The following is a 19,695-nucleotide window of genomic DNA, read 5'->3' on the forward strand; positions in this document are numbered from 1 at the left end:
TTTGTTTGGAGGGGTAATGCAAATACTTGGCCAATCCATGCGACCCTAAGCCCTGAAACTTGTTTATGGTTCAACCGACTATGCTAACCCTGAATACCACCCAAACCCAACTCGCCATCGAGGTTTCCAATCTAAAAAAAGTCTTTCGCAAACGCGACGGACTGCGGGGCCCTATTAAGGAAGAATGGGCCCTCAAGGGGGTTTCTTTTTACGTGCAGGAGGGGGAAACCTATGGCCTTCTGGGCCCCAACGGCTCGGGTAAGTCCACCCTGATACGCATCCTCTCTACTCTGCTTACCGCCGATGGCGGCACGGTGCGGATGCTGGGCTACCAGCTGCCAGAAGATGAGACCAGACTGCGCCGCAAGATGGGCCGGGTGAGCGTGGACGCGGCCTTCTACAAGAAGCTATCACCCCGGGAAAATCTGCTTTATGCGGCGCAGTTATATGGCCTCGAGCCCCGCCAGGCTGAAAAACGGGCTATGCAGATTCTTGAGCAGCTCGGGCTCGAGTCCCGCCGCTTCAGCGACCCCATCGAGGAAATGAGCCGGGGAATGCAGCAGAAGATTTCCATCGCCCGGGCCCTCCTCATCAACCCACCGCTCCTGCTCCTGGACGAGCCCACCACCGGCCTCGACCCCAAGAGCCGCCGCGACGTACAGGCCTTCCTGGAAGACCTCCGCGCTCGCGAAGGCACCACCATCCTGCTCACCACCCACGACATGGCCGAGGCCGAGCGGCTTGCCCACCGCATAGGCTTCCTGGCCCACGGGCGGCTGGTGGCTGAGGGCACCGCCGAAGAACTCAAGCGCCGGGCGGGTACACCCGACCTGGAAGAAGCCTTCATCGCCCTGACCGGCGAGGAACTGGATGAAGAAGCCGATAGTCTATAGCGAATAGCCGATGGCAAAAAAAGTGTTTAGCTATGAGCTATCCGCTAGTGGCTATTCGCGCAATCGAAGGGAACCACCATGCTTGAACGATACCTGCGCCCCATGTGGGCTTTTGTCTTCCGCGACTGGCACCTGACCCGGCGCTACATGAGCTGGGTGGCGGTGTTTGTGTTTTATGCCATCGTCAACTCGGCCACCATTGCCCTGATCGGCAAGGCCCAGGACGACTTCCGCCTGACCCTCACGCTGCTTTTGGGGGTGCTGTTGTGGTCGTTTTTGTCGGCCATGTACAACGAGATTGCCAACTCCATCAGCTACGAGCGCTGGGAGGGTACCCTCGAGTACACCTTTATGGCCCCGGTCTCGAGGCTCATTCACCTCTCGGGGGTCTCACTCTTCGCCATCATCTTCAGCGTGTTTCGCACCATCGTGATTCTGGTGGGGCTGGTGCTTTTTATCCAGGTCTCGGTGAACGGGGCCAACCTGCTGGGCGTGCTGGTGGTCTTGCTGGTAGCCAGCCTGGCCTTTATGGGCCTGGGCCTGATGGCTGCCATTCTGCCGGTGATGTCGCCGGAAAACGGCGCCCAGGCCACCAACATCTTCCAGGGCATCTTGCTGCTGGTTTCGGGTATCTACTACCCGGTGAGTGTGCTGCCTTCCTGGGTGCAACCCCTGGCCTACCTGAGCCCCGCGACCTACGCCCTCGAGGCCTGCCGCAAGCTGATGGGCATCAACCACCCCGACTCCACCCCGGATAAACTGGTGGGGGCACCGCTCTCTACGGTTCTGCCCGAGCTGGGGGTTTTGCTCTTGATGGGGGTAGTGCTCATTCCGCTGGGCCTTTGGGTGTTTCATACCGCCGAGATGTGGGCCAAACGCACTGGCAAGCTCAAGCGAACCGGCTAAGCCGGTTTTTGCGAGGGGATTGCCTGGTCACGAATATATTGGAGGCAGCATGATTGAAGTGGATAATCTGCAAAAAGCCTACCGGAAGCTACATGCCATAAAGGGCATCTCGTTTGTGGTACAGCCTGGCGAGGTCTATGGTTTGCTGGGCCCCAACGGGGCGGGCAAAACCACCACCCTGCGCATCCTGGCCACTTTGCTTAAACCCACCAGCGGTAGCGCCAAAGTGGCTGGTTTTGATGTAGCGCGCGAATCCCTTGCAGTGCGACGCAACCTGGGCATTGTGAATGGCGGCATGAAGGTCTACGACAAGCTCACCGGCTACGAGGTGCTGGATTTTTTTGGCAGTTTCTACGACCTGTGGGGGCCCGGGCTCAAAGAACGCATTGCCTGGGCCGCCGAGCTGCTGCACATCGAACAGGCCGTGCTGAGCAAACAGGTGAAGGATATGTCTACCGGCATGCAACAGAAAATCGTGATAGCCAGGGCCATCCTGCACCAGCCGCAGGTTTTGCTCCTGGACGAGGCCACCGCCGGGCTCGACGTATTTGCGCGGCGGGCCTTGCTGGACTTCGTGCGGCAGTATGCCGAGCTGGGCAAAACCCTGATCTATTCCACCCACGTGATGAGCGAGGCCGAGGAGGTCTGCGACCGGGTGGGTTTTATCAACAAGGGCTCGCTGGTTTACGAGGGCCGTCTGCAGGAGGCGTTGGAACTCGGCTCGGGGAACCTCGAGCGGGCCTTTATCCGGCGTTTGGAAGAGGCTGCTTGAAAGTGCTCAGGTAGGCATGATGAACGAAATTCTTATAATTGCCCGAAAAGAGCTTTTGAGTGTGGTGCGTGAGCGCCGGGTACTGTTTACCACACTGGTTCTGCCCATTGTGATCATGCCCTTGCTGATGTTTGGCCCCATTCTTTTGTTTGGCAACGCGGCCCGGCAAACCCAGGAAAGCGTGCAGAAAGTCGGGGTGGTGGGGGTTCCAGCGGAAGTGCTGGAACAGCTTCGGAAGGCCAAAGTGGAGCCCATCGAGATCGCCAACCCCCAGGAAGCTGTGCAGAACCGCGAGGTTCTGGCCGCGCTGGTTTTTGAGAAGGGTACCTTCACCATCTACGGGCGGCTCTCGGGCGGAGCTACCCAGAGCGCTCTGGTGGTCGAGAAGGTACAAGGGGCGCTGCGCGCTTATAAAGATCGGTTGGTGACCCAAGAACTACAAAACAGGGGTATCGGCACAGACATTCTGGAACCCTTTAGATTAGAGACCAAAGACGCCTCGCGCGAGCAGGAGCGGGCCGCTGGGTTGTTCGCGTTTCTGATTCCGTACTTCCTGGTGGTTTTTATACAGACAGGCGGTATGCCGGTAGCGGTGGATGCCACAGCAGGCGAGAAGGAGAAGGGCACCCTCGAGGCCCTCCTGGCGGCCCCCGTGCCCCTGGTTCAGATTCTCTTGGGCAAGGGGCTGGCGGTATTTGTGATGTCGCTCCTCTCCACCCTTGCCGCCATTACCGGGCTTTTGCTGGGTGGGGGCGTACTTCGAAGCCTGTTTGCCACCCAGCTTCAGGCGGTGCAAAACGGCGAGAACGCGGCACAGTTGGGCGGCGCCCTGGCCCTCGACCCGCTGGGCTATTTGTCCATGATTGTTACCGCAGTTTTGTTTGCTCTGCTTGTCATTGCCATCATGATCTCGCTGGGCCTGTATGCCCGCAGTTTCAAGGAGGCGCAAAGCTACATGAGCCCTCTGATGCTGGTGATGATTATTCCCATCCTGTTCTTGCAGTTTTCCGATTTTATCAAACTCCAGGACTGGTACTTTGCCCTGCCTTTCGTAGGCGTCGTGTTATCCCTGGATGCGATTGTCAAAGGCTCGGCGACCGCCACACTGCTTAGCCTAACCTGGGTTTCTACCCTGGTTTTTGCCGGGCTGGCCCTGTACCTGGCCTACCGCAACTTCCAGCGCGAGGATGTGGTTTTTAGAAACTAGACGCCCCAAAAATCACAGCCTTTAGTTGGGTAATCGGATACAAATGTAATACCAGATTTGGTTGATTCATTACCGTTCGGTAACGAATCAACCCAACCAAAGGGAATGCTCTAGGATTCAAAAAGACAACCTATGGGTTTTTGGTTTTATAAACTGTCCATTTGAATCCGGTATAAGTCCTGGCGCATACGCCAACCTGCCATCAGGAGGCAAGCTGTGAAGGAAGCCCTCAAGATTGCCCGCAAGGAGCTTTTGACCTACGTGCGCGAGGAGCGCATTTTGCTGATGGTCTTGATGCCTTTGGTAATTTTGCCCTTGCTGATGAACCTGCCTTTTCTTTTGTTGGGCCACTACTATCAGCAAGCTGAAAATAAGCAGCAGGTTATAGCGATCAAGGGGGTACCCCAGGAACTCCAGCACCTGCTGCAACGGGCAAAGTTTGTGGTGCAGCACAGCCAGAATCCGCGCCAGGCTGTGCAGGAGCGACAGGCCGATGTGGGTATGGTGTACGCCGAGGGTCGCTACACCATTTTTGACCGCAATAGCATCCTCAATCAGCAGCGCTCAGTGGCCACTGAGCGAACCAGAGAGGTACTACAGCAATACAAAGAGCAGGTGCTGCTAGAGCGTCTACAGAGTCATGGGCTCGAGCTGGCCGACCTCGAGCCCTTCGCAATCGAAATCCAAAAAACTATTTCAGAGCAGCAGCAAGCCCTGGGTTTACTGGCTATGCTTATTCCATTCGCTGTGGTGGGTCTGGTGATCAGCGGGGGCCAAGCGGTAGCCCTCGAGGCAACAGTGGGAGAAAAGGAAAAGGCGACCATCGAGGCCCTGCTCTCTGCGCCAGTAGCGCCCTGGAAGCTCCTTTTGGGCAAGGGTCTGGCGGTCGTGGTGGCTGCGCTTTTCTCCGCTTTTGCTTCAATGGCAGGTTTCGCACTGGGCAACGTTTTCGTACGACACAACTTTTCCACTCAGATTGAGGCTTTACCAACCGACATAAGGGTGCAAATGGGGGCATGGGCCCTTACCTCTACAGACCTGGCCACGATTTTTTTTACCTCGGTGCTATTTGCCTTCTTCGTGACCTCGGTCATGCTGGCCTTGGGCATTTTCGCTCGCACCTATCGGGAGGCCAATACCTACCTTAGTCCGTTGGAGATGCTCATGCTCATACCCTTTCTGCTGTTCGCTTTTTCTGACTATGTTCAGGTGCAGGACTGGTTTTTTGCCATGCCGGGTCTGGGGGTTGTGGTCGCCATAGACACCATCGTGAAAGGGAGCTATAGCCCCTGGCAGCTCGGCCTGACCTGGGCTTCGACCCTCGCTTATGGCTTGCTGGTGTTATTTTTTGCCTTCCGAAACTTTAGTCGCGAGGATGTGGTCTTCCGCAACTAGGCCAGCGGCAGCGCTACGGGCGGCTTCTCGTTTAGTATAGCCTCGACATTCGGGTACTGCTTGATGTTGTAGAAGGGGTCGCGCTCGGCAGGGGTAAAGCCTGCATCGGCAATGTGCCGCACAATCTGCCTGACGGTGGCATGGGTGCGGTTGTGGCCCCCGGCGGCACTAACTACGTTTTCTTCCAGCATGGTCGAGCCAAAGTCGTTGGCCCCGTAGTAGAGCGCAGCCTGGGCTACCTTGAAGCCCATGCTGGGCCAACTGGCTTGCAGGTTGGGGATATTGTCCAGGGCGATGCGGGCGATGGCAAGCTGCCGCAAGTACTCGTGGGCGGTGGCCCCGGGGGCCTTGCCCTTCAGGCGGGTGTGCTCGGTTTGCAGTGTCCACATGGCAAAAGCCGCGAAACCCTGCCCATATTCGCGCAGGGCCTTTTCCTGCTGCTCGCGAATCTTGAGCAGGTGGGCAATGCGCTGCTCATAGGTCTCGCCAAACCCAATCACCATGGTTGCAATCGTATAAAGGCCAAGGCTCTGGGCGGTATCGAGGATGCGAAACCAGTCGCTACTCTTGATGCGGGCCGGGGCAGCCTTGGCCCGCACCTCATCGACCAGAATCTCGCCGCCTGCTCCCGGCAGACCATCGAGGCCTGCCGCCTTGAGCTCGATTAGTAGTTCGCGGCAGTTGCGGCCGGTAATCTTTTCCAGCCCCAGAATTTCCTCCGGGCTGAAAGCGTCTATACGCACCTCGGGGTAGTGCGCCTTGAGGTAGCGCAGCAAATCCAGGTACCACTCGAAAGGCAGGTCGGGGTTCACGCCCCCTTGCATCAGGATGCGCCGCCCCCCAATTTGCATGAGCTCTTCAATCTTGCGCCCGATTTCCTCGAAGGAAAGCACATAGGCGTCGCCCTGCCGTTTGGTGCGGTAAAAAGCGCAAAAGTTACAGGCCACATTGCAGATGTTGGTGTAGTTGATGTTGCGGTCAATCAGGTAGGTTACTACCTGGGGGTTGCCGCGCCCAAGCCGAAGTTCGTGGGCTACGGCGGCCACCTCGGGCAGGGGAAGCTCGTAGAGTTGGCGTAGTTCGCTGGCCGAAAGTCGTTCGCCTGCAGCGGCGCGGCTCAAAACGTCCATGAAGTCATTGTACCGATAGAGGTTTAGCGAAAAAGTAGGACAAACGACCCCATAGGTTTTTCAAGGATCGGTAGGAGGTAGGGGGTAGTCGTTCAAAACCAGCACCTATCTCCCACCCCCATCTCTTGCTTCGCTGTAAGTTAGCCACACGCCTAAAGTTGGCATCAGGAGGTTTGCCAACGAGGATGCGGCGAACCTCGATCAGAAAGTTATCGAGCTTTGGACTTTTGGCTATTCTTCGTCGTCCTCGTCCCAATCGTATTCGCCGGAGTCGATATCGTCGATGTAATAGTCTTCTATGCTGTTTACATCGGCCACGGTTTCACCGTTGCTTACGAAGCGGATACCGGTCTCGTCAATTTCCAGATTCAGGTCATCTAGATCGGTATCGTCGGGAACATGGACTTGCATCATTACCGCTACTTCGATTCGCATAGGCACCTCCCGGTAAAACTAAGTGGTTTCTGTCAGCTTTGTTCAAGCTCGAGTCTTCCCACCCAAACTATATTTCAGGAGTTCGGCGTACATCCTGAGGCGCATGCCCAGGCCCCTCCAGAAGCCGCGTTTCTGCTCTTTCATGACCTGCCCAGCGCCGGGTAACTCCACATAGGCCCAACGAGCCTGGGTGCGGGCCAGGTGGTCGGTGATGGCAGGCTCCGGCCAGCGACGTTCGGTCAGGTTGGGCACGCTTTTCAGCCAGGCGGTGGTACAGGCCCGCTGCCCCGATAAAAAAGGGGTGGCCCGGTTGCCGAAATCGGTCATCAGCCCCCCTGACTTAAAGACGCCGATGGCCATGTCCAGTTCTCCAGAGCGCACGGGCTCGAGCATGGCCCACAGGTGCTTGGGCTTAAGGCCGGTGAGGTCGGCATCGAGCATCAGCAGGTAGGGCGTTTGCACATGGGCCAGCCCAAAGGCCAGGGCGCCGCTTTTGCCCCGGTTTTCTGGTAGCCGCAGCACCCTTGCCCCGGCCCGCTCGGCGGCCTGGGCGGTCTGGTCCGTCGAGCCGTCGTCTACGACCAGCACGGGCAGGCCCGCTTCCTGCGCCACGGCCACCACAGCAGCGATGTGGGCTTCCTCGTTGTAGGCCGGGATCAAGACCGTGGTATCCATCTGGGGGCCATTCTACCCACCGACCAGGTTGCGGATATCGTTGATGGTCACCAGCACAATCAACAGAATCAAAAACACAAAGCCGCCGTAGGAGAGCCGGGCTTCGGTCTCGGGTTTGATGCGTCCGCCGGTGAGAACATTGGCCAGAAGCACCAGGATACGCCCCCCATCCAGCCCAGGAATGGGCAGAAGGTTGAACACCGCCAACGACAGATTAATGCCCGCCAGCAGCCCCACCAGGGTGCCTAGGCCCTGCTGGGCAGCCTGGCCGGTGATGTTCACAATGCCAACTGGCCCGGCCACCCCCTGGGCTTGCTGGCCCGAGAGGATGCGGGCAATACTACCCACGAACTCCTGCACAAAACGCGGTACCGCCACCACCGTTTCGCCGATGGCCCGGCTGAGCCCCTGCAAGAAGTTGATGCGGCTGTAGCCGATGAGTTCGGCTCGGTAGACAATGCCCAGCCTGCCCTGGGTGTTGTCCCAGTTGAAGCGCAGGGTTACTTCCTGGTTATCCCGCAGCACCACAAAAACCTTCTCGCCCGGAGTCTGGCGGAAGCGGGTAACCTGGTCGTAGGACTCGAGCTTCACCCCATTTAGACTAAGAATACGGTCGCCCACCCGGAAACCGGCCTGCTCGGCCAGGCTGCCAGGCAGCACCTCGGTTACTTCGGCCCGGGTTTGGGGCACACCCTGGATGGAGGCCAAAGCCCCCAGCACCCCCCAGGCCAGGAGCAGGTTCATCACCACCCCGCCTACCAGAATAAAAAACTTGCCTGGTGCCGAGAGCCGCGCATAGCCGTGGCTATCGCCGGGCATCATGCCCTCAATCTCGGCGTAGCCGCCAAGGGGAATGGCATTGAGCCGCCAGGTTGTGCCCCAGCGGTCGAACTTGAGCAAGGTGGGGCCAAAACCCACCCCGAAATTCTTGACACCCACCCCCTGCCAGCGGGCTGCCAGGTAGTGGCCCAGCTCGTGCACGAAAATGCTAATGGAGATGATCAGGAGAAACCAAATCAGGCTCATGCTATGCACCTTAAAACGCATGAAGTCGAAAAAAGTGTGCTGGTCATGTTCAGGCCTTTACCTTGAGCAGTTCTCGAGCCAACTTGCGGGCCTCGAGGTCGGCTTCATATACATTGTCCCAGGTGAGGTCCGTTTTGGGAGTCTGCTGTAACACTTTTTCCAGCACCCTGGGAATGTCCAGGTAGCCAATCTGCCCTTGTAAAAAGGCCTCTACCACGATCTCGTCGGCTGCATTGAGCACCACCGGTGCCAGACCCCCCATGCGCCCTGCTTCATAGGCCAGAGCCAGGGCCGGAAAGCGCCTGGTGTCGGGGGGATAAAAATCCAGCCGCTCCGGGATGTGCGCATCGCGCAAGGGGGTAGGAGGCCGCTCTGGGTAGGTCAGGGCATACTGGATGGCCAGCCGCATATCGGTAGGGCCGAGCTGGGCTTTGATATTGCCGTCCTGGAAGCGCACCATCGAGTGCACATAGGACTGCGGGTGAATCTGCACCTTGACCTTTTCGATGGATATCTTGAACAGTTGCACCGCTTCCAGCACCTCCAGGCCCTTGTTGAACAGGGTTGAGGAGTCTATGGTCACCTTGGGGCCCATTTTCCAGCGGGGGTGATTAAGGGCCATCTGGGGGGTGACTTTAGAGAGGTCGGCAGGCTTGCGCAAAAAGGGGCCGCCCGAAGCCGTCAGGATCAACTCGGCCACATCCCGGAAGGGTTCGCCCACCAGGCTCTGGAAGAGGGCGGAGTGCTCAGAGTCCACCGGAATAATCTCCGCGCCACTTTGTTCCGCTTCCTGCCAGAGCAGCGGCCCGGCAGCTACCATACTCTCCTTGTTGGCCAGGGCCATTCGGCGGCCCTGCTGCACGGCAGCCCGCACCCCTGGCAGACCTGCCAGCCCAGGAATGGCCCCTACGACTACATCTGATGGCCAGGCGGCCACCTCTAACGCATCGGTGAGGTGCAGGTTTGGAAAGCGAAGCCGCAACTCGGGTAGGACGGTTGCGTCGGCCGCAACCGCTTCTGGTTGAAACTCGACAATTTGCTGATTTAGCAGGTCCAGGTTCTTGCCTGCCACCAGCCCCACCACCCGATAGCCCCGCCAGCGGCACACATCCAGCGTCTGGGTGCCGATCGAGCCAGTAGAGCCCAGCACCACGATACGTTTGGGGGTATCACTCATTCTCTTGCTAGTGTACTGGTTTGGGGATAAAGGTCTGTAATCAGCCCTGCAAGGGCAGGCTTTTATCGTTTTGCCCAACAAGCCACTTCTGATGGCAACCCGGTATCGCCGGGTGAGGGGGCTGCAACCCATGCTTCCGAGCAAATGATAAGAACCTGGCAAGGGTATAGCTTCTGATACCAGATTCGGTTGATTCTTTACCGAACGGTAACGAATCAACAAGGCCGAAGTTATCCGCGTAGCGGAGGGCGATACCGCCCCTTGGAAGTTATCCGCGTAGCGGAGGGCGATACCGCCCCTTGGAAGTTATCCGCGTAGCGGAGGGCGATACCGCCCCTTGGAAGGGAGACGCTTTCTTCGCCGACCTTTCGGGAGGGGTGTGCTCTAGGATTCAAAAAGACAGCCTCTAGTGTTTTTGGTTCTGTAAACTGTTTTTTTTGAATCCGGTATGAGAAATGCTCAAATAAAGATGGTCAGTAAATAGTAGGTAAGCGGAACCGTGAAAAGGTGCGAATCCAGGCGATCCAGCAGCCCCCCATGGCCGGGCAGGAAGTGACCAGAGTCCTTGACGCCGCAAAAACGTTTCAGCATGGACTCGGTCAGGTCACCGAGTTGTGCCGCAAAGGAGAGCACCAGATTGACAATAAAGATTTCAACAGGTCGAAACAGGGCGAAGGGGCTTTCGGGATAGGCTGAACGAACGATGGTAGTAAACAAAAACAGAAGCAAAAAACTGGTGAGGATGCCACCAATAGAGCCCTCAACCGTTTTGCCAGGGCTGATGGTGGGAGCCAGCTTACGTCGGCCCAGGTAGCGGCCCACAAAGTAGCCGCCGATGTCGTTGGCAAAGCTGCTAATGAGGGGCAGGGCCAGAATCCAGAGGCCCACTGTACCGTCTGGGGAGTGGCGCAGCAAAAGAAAGAAACCCAGCGTCCAGGGCAGGTACAAGAAGGCCATCAGGCTGTAAGCAAAGCGCTGAATGTTGGCGCCCACGATCAACTCGGAGCTAAAGGCCCCAATGAGCACCAGCCCCAGGGCAATTTCCCGCCAGGGCACCCCAGGGTAGATGTCGTGGAGCTGGGGCAAGCTAAACAAAAGCATGACCAGCCCTCCCCCAATCAAAAAGGCCATGTTGAGTTCGATGCCCTTGTTTCGCAGCATATGGCGAAGCTCGAGAGAACCCAGTACCAGTATGAAAACCAGCGCCAGGAAAAGGAAAATCCGCCCCTCCCAGATCACCCCAAAGAGCACCAGCACCCCGATAAGCGAGGAAGCTATGCGGGTAGGCAAGGATGAATCGGGTCGGGCCTCCGAGGGCTGCACAGCTACAGCATATCAGCCAGGCTTTTGGGGCTCGAGCCTCCATAAACTAGCAGTGCAACCAGGTGGTTTGGCCCGACCTATCTCGAGGTAAACAGACAGCACGGTTCCCACGAGAGCTTGCTCCAAATACCCTGGTTTTTTGCACCTGATACCAGATTCAGTTGATTCGTTACCGTCGGTAACGAATCAACCCCACTGAAGTTATCCGCGTAGCGGAGGGCGATACCGCCCCTTGGAAGGGAGACGCTTTTTTTCGCCAACGGTTCGGGAGGGGTGTGCTATAGGATTCAAAAAGACAATCTATGGGGTTTTTTTGTTTTGTAAGCTGTCTTTTTGAATCCGGTATTACCCGGTACTGAATCAGTCCGTCGCCTGAGCGTAGTCCTCCACCGGCGGGCAGGAGCAAACGATGTTGCGGTCGCCATAAACGTTGTCCACCCGGTTCACCGGGCTCCAGTATTTGTCCAGGGCCGACTGACCTGCCGGGAAGCAGCCCTGCGCACGGGTGTACTTGCGGCCCCAATGTTCATCGGCAATGTCCAGCACGGTGTGAGGCGCGTGGCGCAGTGGGCTTTCTTCGGCGGAAAGTTCGCCCCGCTCGATCTGGGCTATCTCTTCGCGGATGGCGATCATGGCATTGATAAAGCGGTCCAGTTCGTATTTGGATTCCGACTCGGTCGGCTCAACCATGAGGGTGCCGGGCACTGGGAAGCTCATGGTCGGGGCATGGAAGCCATAGTCGATCAGACGCTTGGCAATGTCTTCTGCGGTGATATCGCACTTGTTCTTGAAGGCTCGAGGGTCGAGGATGCACTCGTGCGCAACCCGGCCTTTTTCGTTCTTGTAGAGCACCGGGAAGTAGGGCTCGAGCCGGCTGGCAACATAGTTGGCATTCAGAATGGCTACCTCGGTAGCCCGCTTGAGCCCCTCGCTGCCCATCATCCAGATATAGGCAAAGGAGATGGGCAGGATGGAGGCCGAGCCATAGGGTGCCGCCGCCACCGGCCCCACCGGTGCGGTGCCGCCGTCCAGCACCGGGTGCCCCGGTAGGAAGGGGGCCAGGTGGGCCTTGACCCCAATGGGGCCCATTCCCGGGCCGCCGCCACCGTGCGGAATGGCAAAGGTCTTGTGCAGGTTGAGGTGGGAGACATCGGCTCCGTAGTGGCCGGGCTTGGCCAGCCCCACCTGGGCGTTGAGGTTGGCCCCATCCAGGTAAACCTGCCCGCCATAGCGGTGCACAATCTCGCACAGCTCGCGGATTTTTTCCTCGAAGACCCCGTGGGTGGAGGGGTAGGTGACCATCACCGCAGCCAGCCTGTCGGCGTGCTGCCGGGCTTTGGCCTCGAGGTCCTGCAAATCCACATAGCCCTGCTCGTCGCAAGCCACCACCACCACCTCCATACCGGCCATATGGGCCGAAGCGGGGTTGGTGCCGTGGGCCGAGGAGGGAATCAGGCAAACATTGCGGTGCCCCTCGCCCCTCGAGCGGTGGTAGCCCCGAATGGCTAGCAATCCCGCGTACTCCCCTTGCGCCCCCGAGTTGGGCTGGAGCGAAATGGCGTCGTAACCGGTAATCTCGCAGAGCCAACGACTGAGGGTCTCGAAGAGTTCCATGTAGCCCCTGGCCTGCTCCGCCGGGGCAAAGGGATGCAGGTTTGCAAACTCCGGCCAGCTTATGGGTATCATCTCGGCTGCAGCGTTAAGCTTCATGGTGCAGGAGCCCAGCGGAATCATGGCCCGGTCCAAAGCCAGGTCACGGTCGGCCAGCTTGCGCATGTAGCGCATCAGTTCGGTCTCGGAGTGGTAGCGATTGAAGACCGGGTGGGTCAGGTACTTTGAGGTGCGCTTTAGAGCAGCGGGCAGGTGGTTCTCGGGCGCAAATTCCTCGTATTTGAACTGGCCCCCAAAAGCCTCCCAAACCGCCTCGACGATCTCGGGGGTGGTGGTCTCGTCAAGGGCAATGCCGATGTGCAGGTCGTCGACCTTGCGCAGGTTGATGCGCCGTTTGCGGGCTTCGCTCAGGATTTCCTCCACCCGGCCCTCGGCCCGGATGGTCAGGGTATCGAAAAAGTGGGGGTTCAGCTGCACATAGCCCAGGCGCTTTAGGCCAGCCGCCAGTACGCTGGTTTTGTCGTGGATGCTCTGGGCAATCTCGCGCAGGCCGTCCGGCCCGTGGTAGACCGCGTACATCGAGGCAATTACCGCCAGCAAAACCTGTGCAGTGCAGATGTTTGAGGTAGCTTTCTCGCGGCGGATGTGCTGCTCGCGGGTCTGGAGGGTCAGGCGGTAGGCCCGGTTGCCCCTCGAGTCAATCGAGACCCCTACCAGCCGCCCCGGCAAGGCCCGCTTGAGGGCATCCTTGACCGCCATGTAACCCGCATGGGGCCCCCCGTAGCCCATCGGCACCCCAAAGCGCTGGGCCGAACCCACCGCGATGTCGGCCCCCAGCTCGCCGGGCGGGGTCAGCAGGGTGAGGGCCAGCAGGTCAGCGGCCACGACAGCCACACCCCCTGCTGCCCGCACTTTTTCGATAGATGGCCGCAGGTCGCGGATCTGCCCCAGCGTGTCGGGATACTGGAAGATGGCCCCGAAGAGGGTCTCGGGGTGCAGGTCGGCCTCCGGGTCACCCACCACCAGCTCCCAGCCCAGCGGCTCGGCGCGGGTTTGCAGCACGGCCAGGGTCTGGGGGTGCAGGTTCTTGTCGGCAAAAAACGCCTTGCGTGGGTGCTTACAACTGCGCTCTGCCACCGCCATGGCCTCAGCTGCTGCGGTGGCCTCGTCCAGCAAAGAGGCGTTGGCTATATCCAGGCCGGTCAGGTCGGCAACCATGGTCTGGAAGTTGAGCAAAGCTTCCAGCCGCCCCTGGCTAATCTCGGGCTGGTAGGGCGTGTAGGCAGTGTACCAGGCCGGGTTTTCCAGCAGGTTTCGCTGTATCACGGGCGGAAGGATGGTTCCGTAGTACCCCTGGCCAATCAGCGAGGTGAAGACCTGGTTCTCTTCGGCAATGGCCCGCATCCGCGCCAGCATCTCGGTCTCGCTCAGGCCAGGGCCAATGCCCAGAGGGGCGGCTTCCCGGATCGAGGCCGGTACCGTTTGTTCGATGAGCTCGTCCAGGGTCGAAACCCCTACTGCCTTGAGCATCGCCTGGATGTCTTCTGGGGTGGGGCCAATGTGGCGCCTGGAAAAATCGGTGGAGCGGGGCTTTTGCGTGTCTGACATGGGGTCTCCTCTCTTCACAATCGGAAGAAACTTGACCCCATCTGTCCTTTTGCCTGAGAGTGTTATCCCGTCGGCGGGCGTTTGGCGCCTCTCTCCAGATTGTGCCGCTGTGGTTCTTTTGCCTGAGAGATTCCGGGGCGGTTGCTCCTTCGGCGTGGGACAGGCCCATCTCTCCCATCAGCGGCCGATTGCTTTACCACCGATATGATAGCCCAACCAGGTGAAGGTCTGAAAGTGACGGTTGTACAGTTATGATTCTGGTCGCCAGTAACAATTGCACCAATCAAACATTCGCCAGAAACAGGGCACCAGACGTTCGAAAGAATCACTGGCTTTCCGCTACAGCCTGATAATCCGCCGCAGACAAAAGCCCCTCCACGTCGGCAGGATTGACCTTCATCTTGAACAGCCACCCTTCCCCATAGGGCGACTGGTTAAGCAATTCGGGTTTGTCACCCAAAGCATCGTTCACCTCGATGATCTCACCCGCTACCGGCGCGTAAATATCCGAGGCAGTCTTGACCGACTCCACCACCGCCACCGCAGTGCCCGCGTCTGCGGTTTTACCTACCTGCGGCAGTTCCACGAACACCACGTCGCCCAGGGCATCCTGAGCAAAATCGGTGATACCCACCACGGCTACGTCGCCCTCGAGGCGAACCCACTCGTGCGATTTGGTGTACTTTAGCTCGGAAGGATAGTTCATGATGTCACCTCGGCAGTCAGTTTATTGCCAAACACTCCACTGAGCACAGGGGCCTGGTTCCCATCGGACTCTATCGTAACCCCTTGCTCTCCGTCCTGGCGGGGAAGGGTGGCCTCGCGCGTCCAGTTTTCCGTTACGAACGGCATAAACCCAATAGAACGTCGGGTGCAAGGCCGGGAGGGGGAAAGCCCAGGCTACAACGGCGCGTTAAACGCCCCTGAGCAAGATGCCATTACTGCAACTTGACAAAAGGCGTCTCGACCACCGTCGCGCTCGCCATCCTGCCCCGAATTTCGACTTCCAGGGATGTACCCACCTGGGCCAGGTCCGACTTCACATACGCCATACCGATACCCTTTTTCAGTACCGGCGAGTGCGTACCCGAAGTCAGGATACCCACTTCCTGCCCCCCCTGCATCACCCGATAACCCTCGCGGGGAATGCCCCCCTCCACCTGCAAGCCCACCAGCTGGCGCTCGCAGGGGCCTTTTAGCAGGGCTTCTTTGCCGTGAAATTCCTTTTGGCTTTTGACCACCCAGCTAAAGGGCGTACAAAGGGGGCTGGTCTCGTCGGTTAGCTCGTGGCCATAGAGGGGGAAGCCCGCCTCGAGCCGCAGGGTATCCCGCGCCCCCAGTCCACATGGGGTCACTTCCGCTCCCAACAAAGCCTCCCAGACCGCCCGGGCCTCGTCCGGGGCCACAAACACCTCGTAGCCATCTTCGCCGGTATAGCCGGTTCGGGCAAAGCGCACCCACTTGCCCGAGAGCTTGCCCATAAAGGTATCGTTCTTCTTGCGCGAGACCAGGTCGGTATCGGACAGCTTTTGTAGCTTTGCTACGGCCTGGGGGCCTTGTACAGCAATCAGGGCAAAGAAGTCGGAGGCGTTCTCCAGCTCCACTTCAAAACCCGCCTTCAAGCTGTTGAGGTGAGCCCAGTCTTTCTCGATGTTGGCCGCGTTCACCACCATCAAATATTCGCTCTCGCCCGTCCGATAGATGTAAATATCGTCTACCAGGCCCCCCCGCGCGTTGGGCAGCATGGAGTACTGGGCCCGCCCTACCTTGAGCTTGGAGACATCGTTCAGGGTTGCGTATTGCAAAAAAGCAAGCGCCCCCGGCCCCCGTATCCAGAACTCCCCCATGTGGCTCACGTCGAACATGCCCGCAAGCCCCCGCACGGCCAGGTGCTCGGAGGTGATGGAGGTGTACTGAATGGGCATCTCATAGCCGGCAAAAGGCACCATCTTGGCTCCCAAAGCCAGGTGCGCTGGATGAAGTGGGGTGGTTTTCATGCCTCAATAGCATACCAATCCCAGATCGGCAGACCGAGACGGATAGGTGCTGTGGCAGGGCACGAATCTCAAGTTGCAGGCCCTAAACCTTACTTATCCGCGCACGAAACACACTCACAACAAAAAAGCCAAGCTACCCAGGGCCGGTGCATAAAGTAAAACCTCTACTTCCTCCCCCAACGGTGGAGGCTAGGTGAGGGCCTAATACCCGGCCAGGTCGCCTGACTACAAGCATTTTTTTGCAACACCGGCTGTCTAAAGCGCACTTAGCTAAGGTTTGCGGGGGTTTACGCACCAACCCTGCCCAGCTACCACCAAGATAGGACTTAGGAGATTTATCAAGACGCTTAACTGGCCGCCGCAACTCGGGAGAGCACCTGGCGGCTTACGGCCTTGAGGGTCTCGAAGACCCCAACCCCCGTGGTGGCCACCGCTTCGAAGATGGGCAGGCGCATCTCGGGGTCAATTACGGCCTGGATCATCTCCACCGGCAGGGCATCGGGGGTGTCGCGCTTGTTGGCTTGGAGCACGATGGGAATGTCCTCGGCCTTGATGCCATACTCGGCAAGGTTCTCGCGCAGGTTGCGCATGGATTCTGCATTGGCTCTGAGGCGGTTGGGGGCAGAGTCGGCCACAAACACAATGCCATCCACGCCCCGCAAAATAAGCTTTCGGCTGGCATTGTAGAAAACCTGCCCCGGGACGGTGTAGAGGTGAAAGCGGGTCTTAAAGCCCTTTACCTCGCCCAAATCCACCGGTAAAAAGTCGAAGAATAAGGTTCGTTCATCCTCGGTAGCCAGCGAGACCATCTCCCCTTTGCGGTTCTGGGGCACCTGCTGGAAAACCCAGCGCAGGTTGGTGGTCTTACCGGACATTCCGGGGCCGTAGTAGACAATTTTGAAGTTGATCTCCCTGGCGGCAAAGTTAATCGTGCTCATATCAGTTCCCAAATAGTTCGTCCAGGAGGGCACTGGCCCCATCCCGATACTCATGATCAATCCCGAGGGTTCCAGGCTGCACCACAGCGTCCCTGGTGATGACCTCGAGGGCCTGCACAGCCCGCTTGCCAAAAAGCTTGACCCGGCCCACCGGGGCCGAGTTATCGAAAATGACTACCAGCAAGGCCAGCTCGCCCACTTCCTCGGCGTACAGCCCGTGCGTGGCCCCCTGGTGCAGTAGCTCGTTGAAGCGGGGCTCGCCCAGCATTTTGGCCAGGGCCTGAGTAGCTGCGGCGTTTCCGGCGATGAGGGTAGCCAGCGAATCCAGTGCTGGGGGCCTAGGCGCCCAGAGGGCTTCTTTGTGGGCCAGCACAAACCCCTTACGATCCAGCAACAGCGCGTAACGCGCCCCGCTCTCGCGCAACAACTCCTCGAGGACGTGCGAAGCCTTCTCGTAAGCGCCCCCAAAGAGTGCGATGGCAGGCTCAACCATAGTAGGCTAAGTGTAACATGCACACGTTACCAACCCCTGTGATGAATTACGCCAAAGACACGCTGGCCCGCCTGGTCGCCCTGCCCACCGTTTCGGCGGAGAACCGGGCCATCCCCGAAACCGCCCGCCTGGTCGGAGAACTGCTGGAGGATCTGGGCTTGCGGGTGGAGATTCACCCCACCGCAGGCGCTCCGGTAGTCTACGCCGAGGGCGGCTCGAGCGGCCCCACCATGCTTTTCTACAACCACTACGACGTGCAGCCCGCCGACCCTCTGGAGCTCTGGGTGTCCGACCCCTTCATCCTGACCGAGCGCGACGGCAAGCTGTACGGGCGCGGAGCCAACGACGACAAAGGGGAGCTGGTGGCCCGCCTGGCAGCCCTGCGCTGGCTCAAGGACGAGCACGGGCATCTTCCTTTGCGGGTCAAGTTTGTGATCGAAGGCGAGGAAGAGATTGGCAGCCCCAACCTCGAGCGCTATGTCGAGCAAAATAAAGACCGCCTTCGGGCCGACGCGGTGATCTGGGAGGCCGGGGGGGTGGATGCGGTGGGTCGACCTCTGGTGTACTGCGGCCTCAAAGGGATTGTAGGTCTGGAACTGCGCTGCAAGACCGCCGCCTACGACCTTCACAGCAGCCTGGGGGCCATCGTACAGAACCCGCTGTATCGCTTGGCGGCGGCGGTGGCCAGCCTGCGCGACCGCGAGGGTCGAGTGCTGGTCAGGGGTTTCTACGACCAGGTGCGGCCCCTGACGGAGCTCGAGGAGGAAACCCTGGCCCGCATCCCCGACGAGTCACCAGCGTTAATGCAAGAGTACGGCCTGAAGGGCTTTCTGGGCGGGGTGCAGGGAGCCGCCCTCTACAAAAAATACCTGGCCGAGCCGGTCATCAATATCAACGGCATCCACGGAGGCTACGGCGGCCCTGGCTCCAAAACCGTGCTACCCGCCGAGGGCTTCGTCAAGCTGGATATCCGGCTGGTGCCTGACCAGGAGCCCCGCCACATCGTAGCGCTGGTGAAAGCCCATCTCCTGGAGAACGGCTTCGACGATATCGAAGTAATCGAGCTGGAATTTGGCGAACACCCCGCCCGCAGCGACCTGGCCTCGCCCTGGGTCAAGACTGCCCTGGAAGCCTGCCGCGAGGTCTACGGCCAGGAGCCGGTGGTCTGGCCCAATTTTGCCGGTTCGGGCCCCATGTACCCCTTCACTCACGTCATCGGTGCGCCGGTACTGGGCCTGGGTATCGGCTACCCCGGCAGCAAAATCCACAGCCCCAACGAGCACATCGTCCTGCGTCACTTTGAATCGGGCATCCGGGTCATCAAACGGGCCTTGGAGAAGTTTGCAGGATTATGAACGCGCACTGCCCTGAAGCCAACACGGTTGCTTCTATGTGGGGGATGGGCAAAGGATGGTATGCACATCATCCCAGCAAGACCCTAAACAGGTGATCCGTCATGGATGAGCAAATAAGTGTTCGACTGTCAATATGTAGGGCACTTCTTGGAGAAATTAATCCAAAGATAAGGGCCGTTACTCCTAGGGTTAGTCAAAAGAGAGCTGAGATAAAGGTCTTCTATGATGGGCAGATTTCGGAAGAAGATCTAGAAGACATGAGTGACGTTGAAGCGAGTGTAATTGCAGATTTACATGAGGATTGGTCAGTTGATCTCAAGTGTGTGCAGGTAGATTTTCCAGAATCGATTCCTTATGTGGATGGGGAATGGGTTGCCCATGCAAGAAGCGAGAGTAGAATGAGCCTCCCAAGGACATAGAAGGTGCGGGGTCAATGTGCCTTTAGCAAGAGATTGAACTGTAGTGAAAAGTAGTAAAAAAAGGGCATAAAGTCAGACTGAAAGGGCAGGGAGTACGGTCAGTAGCTGGGATTTGAGGATTTTTGCGGCATTGTGCTGTGCTGTCCGCCAAGAAAGATCTGGATGTAGTTGTTTTTGCTGTCGAATAAGGTGTAGGGCCTCGATGGCCAGGTCAGCATGTTTGAGTTGAGTAGCATAGGAACGAGAGAGGCATTTGGATAAACCCAGGTTCTGTTTGAGCAGGCGATGCACCCGCTCCAGATCCCAACGAGCTTTCCAGGCGGCAAGGACTTCTT

20 protein-coding genes and 1 riboswitch are annotated in these 19,695 nt (G+C 58.6%); of the genes, 7 read left to right on the forward strand and 13 right to left on the reverse strand.

The genetic code is table 11. The features are described 5' to 3' along the window. Positions 1-65: 65 nt before the first annotated feature. The 5 genes from Mhypo_RS05510 (at position 66) to Mhypo_RS05530 (ending at position 5,173) form a co-directional block, all read left to right on the forward strand. Positions 66-893 (forward strand): ABC transporter ATP-binding protein, encoded by an 828-nt coding sequence (locus Mhypo_RS05510; protein ID WP_240637128.1) that lies wholly within the window; start codon positions 66-68, stop codon positions 891-893. Positions 894-971: 78 nt separating this feature from the next. Beyond that, positions 972-1,799 carry an ABC transporter permease gene (locus tag Mhypo_RS05515; RefSeq protein WP_119340303.1) on the forward strand — a complete coding sequence of 276 codons (828 nt, stop codon included), beginning with the start codon at positions 972-974 and terminating at the stop codon, positions 1,797-1,799. A gap of 49 nt (positions 1,800-1,848) precedes the next feature. Then, the gene (locus Mhypo_RS05520; protein ID WP_119340304.1) at positions 1,849-2,571 is read left to right on the forward strand and encodes an ABC transporter ATP-binding protein; all 723 of its coding nucleotides are present in this window, start codon (positions 1,849-1,851) and stop codon (positions 2,569-2,571) included. Between the two features lie 19 nt (positions 2,572-2,590). Continuing rightward, on the forward strand, positions 2,591-3,778 hold the full coding sequence (locus tag Mhypo_RS05525) for an ABC transporter permease (RefSeq protein WP_119340323.1): 1,188 nt from the start codon (positions 2,591-2,593) through the stop codon (positions 3,776-3,778). A 216-nt stretch (positions 3,779-3,994) separates the two neighbouring features. Continuing rightward, the gene (locus tag Mhypo_RS05530; RefSeq protein ID WP_170148218.1) at positions 3,995-5,173 is read left to right on the forward strand and encodes an ABC transporter permease; all 1,179 of its coding nucleotides are present in this window, start codon (positions 3,995-3,997) and stop codon (positions 5,171-5,173) included. Here Mhypo_RS05530 and mqnC read toward each other — a convergent pair. The 12 genes from mqnC to mglB form a co-directional block, all read right to left on the reverse strand. Next, positions 5,170-6,303 (reverse strand): cyclic dehypoxanthinyl futalosine synthase, encoded by a 1,134-nt coding sequence (gene mqnC / locus Mhypo_RS05535; RefSeq protein ID WP_119340306.1) that lies wholly within the window; start codon positions 6,301-6,303, stop codon positions 5,170-5,172. The genes Mhypo_RS05530 and mqnC overlap by 4 nt on opposite strands. A gap of 231 nt (positions 6,304-6,534) precedes the next feature. After that, positions 6,535-6,717 (reverse strand): hypothetical protein, encoded by a 183-nt coding sequence (locus Mhypo_RS05540; protein ID WP_240637129.1) that lies wholly within the window; start codon positions 6,715-6,717, stop codon positions 6,535-6,537. A 63-nt stretch (positions 6,718-6,780) separates the two neighbouring features. Then, complete coding sequence (locus Mhypo_RS05545) at positions 6,781-7,413, reverse strand: glycosyltransferase family 2 protein (protein WP_119340308.1); 633 nt, start codon at positions 7,411-7,413, stop codon at positions 6,781-6,783. Between the two features lie 12 nt (positions 7,414-7,425). Next, a complete protein-coding gene (locus tag Mhypo_RS05550; RefSeq protein WP_119340309.1) occupies positions 7,426-8,439 on the reverse strand; it encodes a M50 family metallopeptidase in 1,014 nt (337 codons plus the stop codon). Positions 8,440-8,488: 49 nt separating this feature from the next. Continuing rightward, positions 8,489-9,616 (reverse strand): 1-deoxy-D-xylulose-5-phosphate reductoisomerase, encoded by a 1,128-nt coding sequence (dxr, locus tag Mhypo_RS05555; protein ID WP_119340310.1) that lies wholly within the window; start codon positions 9,614-9,616, stop codon positions 8,489-8,491. 459 nt (positions 9,617-10,075) lie between these two features. Further along, entirely contained in the window at positions 10,076-10,939 is an 864-nt protein-coding gene (locus Mhypo_RS05560; RefSeq protein WP_240637130.1) for a phosphatidate cytidylyltransferase, read from the reverse strand. Positions 10,940-11,299: 360 nt separating this feature from the next. Then, a complete protein-coding gene (gene gcvP, locus Mhypo_RS05565; RefSeq protein WP_119340312.1) occupies positions 11,300-14,158 on the reverse strand; it encodes an aminomethyl-transferring glycine dehydrogenase in 2,859 nt (952 codons plus the stop codon). Positions 14,159-14,259: 101 nt separating this feature from the next. Next, positions 14,260-14,345, reverse strand: a riboswitch (glycine riboswitch). A gap of 138 nt (positions 14,346-14,483) precedes the next feature. Continuing rightward, complete coding sequence (gene gcvH / locus Mhypo_RS05570) at positions 14,484-14,864, reverse strand: glycine cleavage system protein GcvH (RefSeq protein WP_119340313.1); 381 nt, start codon at positions 14,862-14,864, stop codon at positions 14,484-14,486. Next, positions 14,861-15,010: a hypothetical protein gene (locus Mhypo_RS18050; RefSeq protein WP_170148219.1), complete on the reverse strand. Its 150-nt coding sequence runs from the start codon at positions 15,008-15,010 to the stop codon at positions 14,861-14,863. Before Mhypo_RS18050 ends, gcvH begins: the two co-directional genes overlap by 4 nt. Positions 15,011-15,096: 86 nt before the next feature. Beyond that, positions 15,097-16,155 (reverse strand): glycine cleavage system aminomethyltransferase GcvT, encoded by a 1,059-nt coding sequence (gene gcvT / locus Mhypo_RS05575; protein ID WP_119340314.1) that lies wholly within the window; start codon positions 16,153-16,155, stop codon positions 15,097-15,099. A gap of 347 nt (positions 16,156-16,502) precedes the next feature. Continuing rightward, entirely contained in the window at positions 16,503-17,093 is a 591-nt protein-coding gene (mglA, locus tag Mhypo_RS05580; RefSeq protein ID WP_119340315.1) for a GTPase MglA, read from the reverse strand. 1 nt (position 17,094) lies between these two features. Next, on the reverse strand, positions 17,095-17,586 hold the full coding sequence (gene mglB, locus Mhypo_RS05585; RefSeq protein WP_119340316.1) for a GTPase-activating protein MglB: 492 nt from the start codon (positions 17,584-17,586) through the stop codon (positions 17,095-17,097). Between the two features lie 17 nt (positions 17,587-17,603). Here mglB and Mhypo_RS05590 point away from each other — a divergent pair, with 17 nt between their 5' ends. Together Mhypo_RS05590 and Mhypo_RS17900 are read left to right on the forward strand one after the other, a co-directional pair. After that, entirely contained in the window at positions 17,604-18,941 is a 1,338-nt protein-coding gene (locus Mhypo_RS05590) for a M20/M25/M40 family metallo-hydrolase (protein ID WP_240637131.1), read from the forward strand. Positions 18,942-19,042: 101 nt separating this feature from the next. Then, positions 19,043-19,360, forward strand: a complete 318-nt coding sequence (locus tag Mhypo_RS17900) for a MafI2 family immunity protein (protein WP_147075555.1) — start codon at positions 19,043-19,045, stop codon at positions 19,358-19,360. Positions 19,361-19,432: 72 nt separating this feature from the next. On the opposite strand, the gene Mhypo_RS18315 is transcribed toward Mhypo_RS17900, so the two are convergent. Further along, positions 19,433-19,695: hypothetical protein (locus Mhypo_RS18315; RefSeq protein ID WP_420845996.1), on the reverse strand; the 263-nt coding region annotated here is incomplete at its 5' end.

The sequence above is a fragment of the Meiothermus hypogaeus genome, assembly GCF_003574035.1.
Lineage (GTDB): Bacteria > Deinococcota > Deinococci > Deinococcales > Thermaceae > Meiothermus > Meiothermus hypogaeus.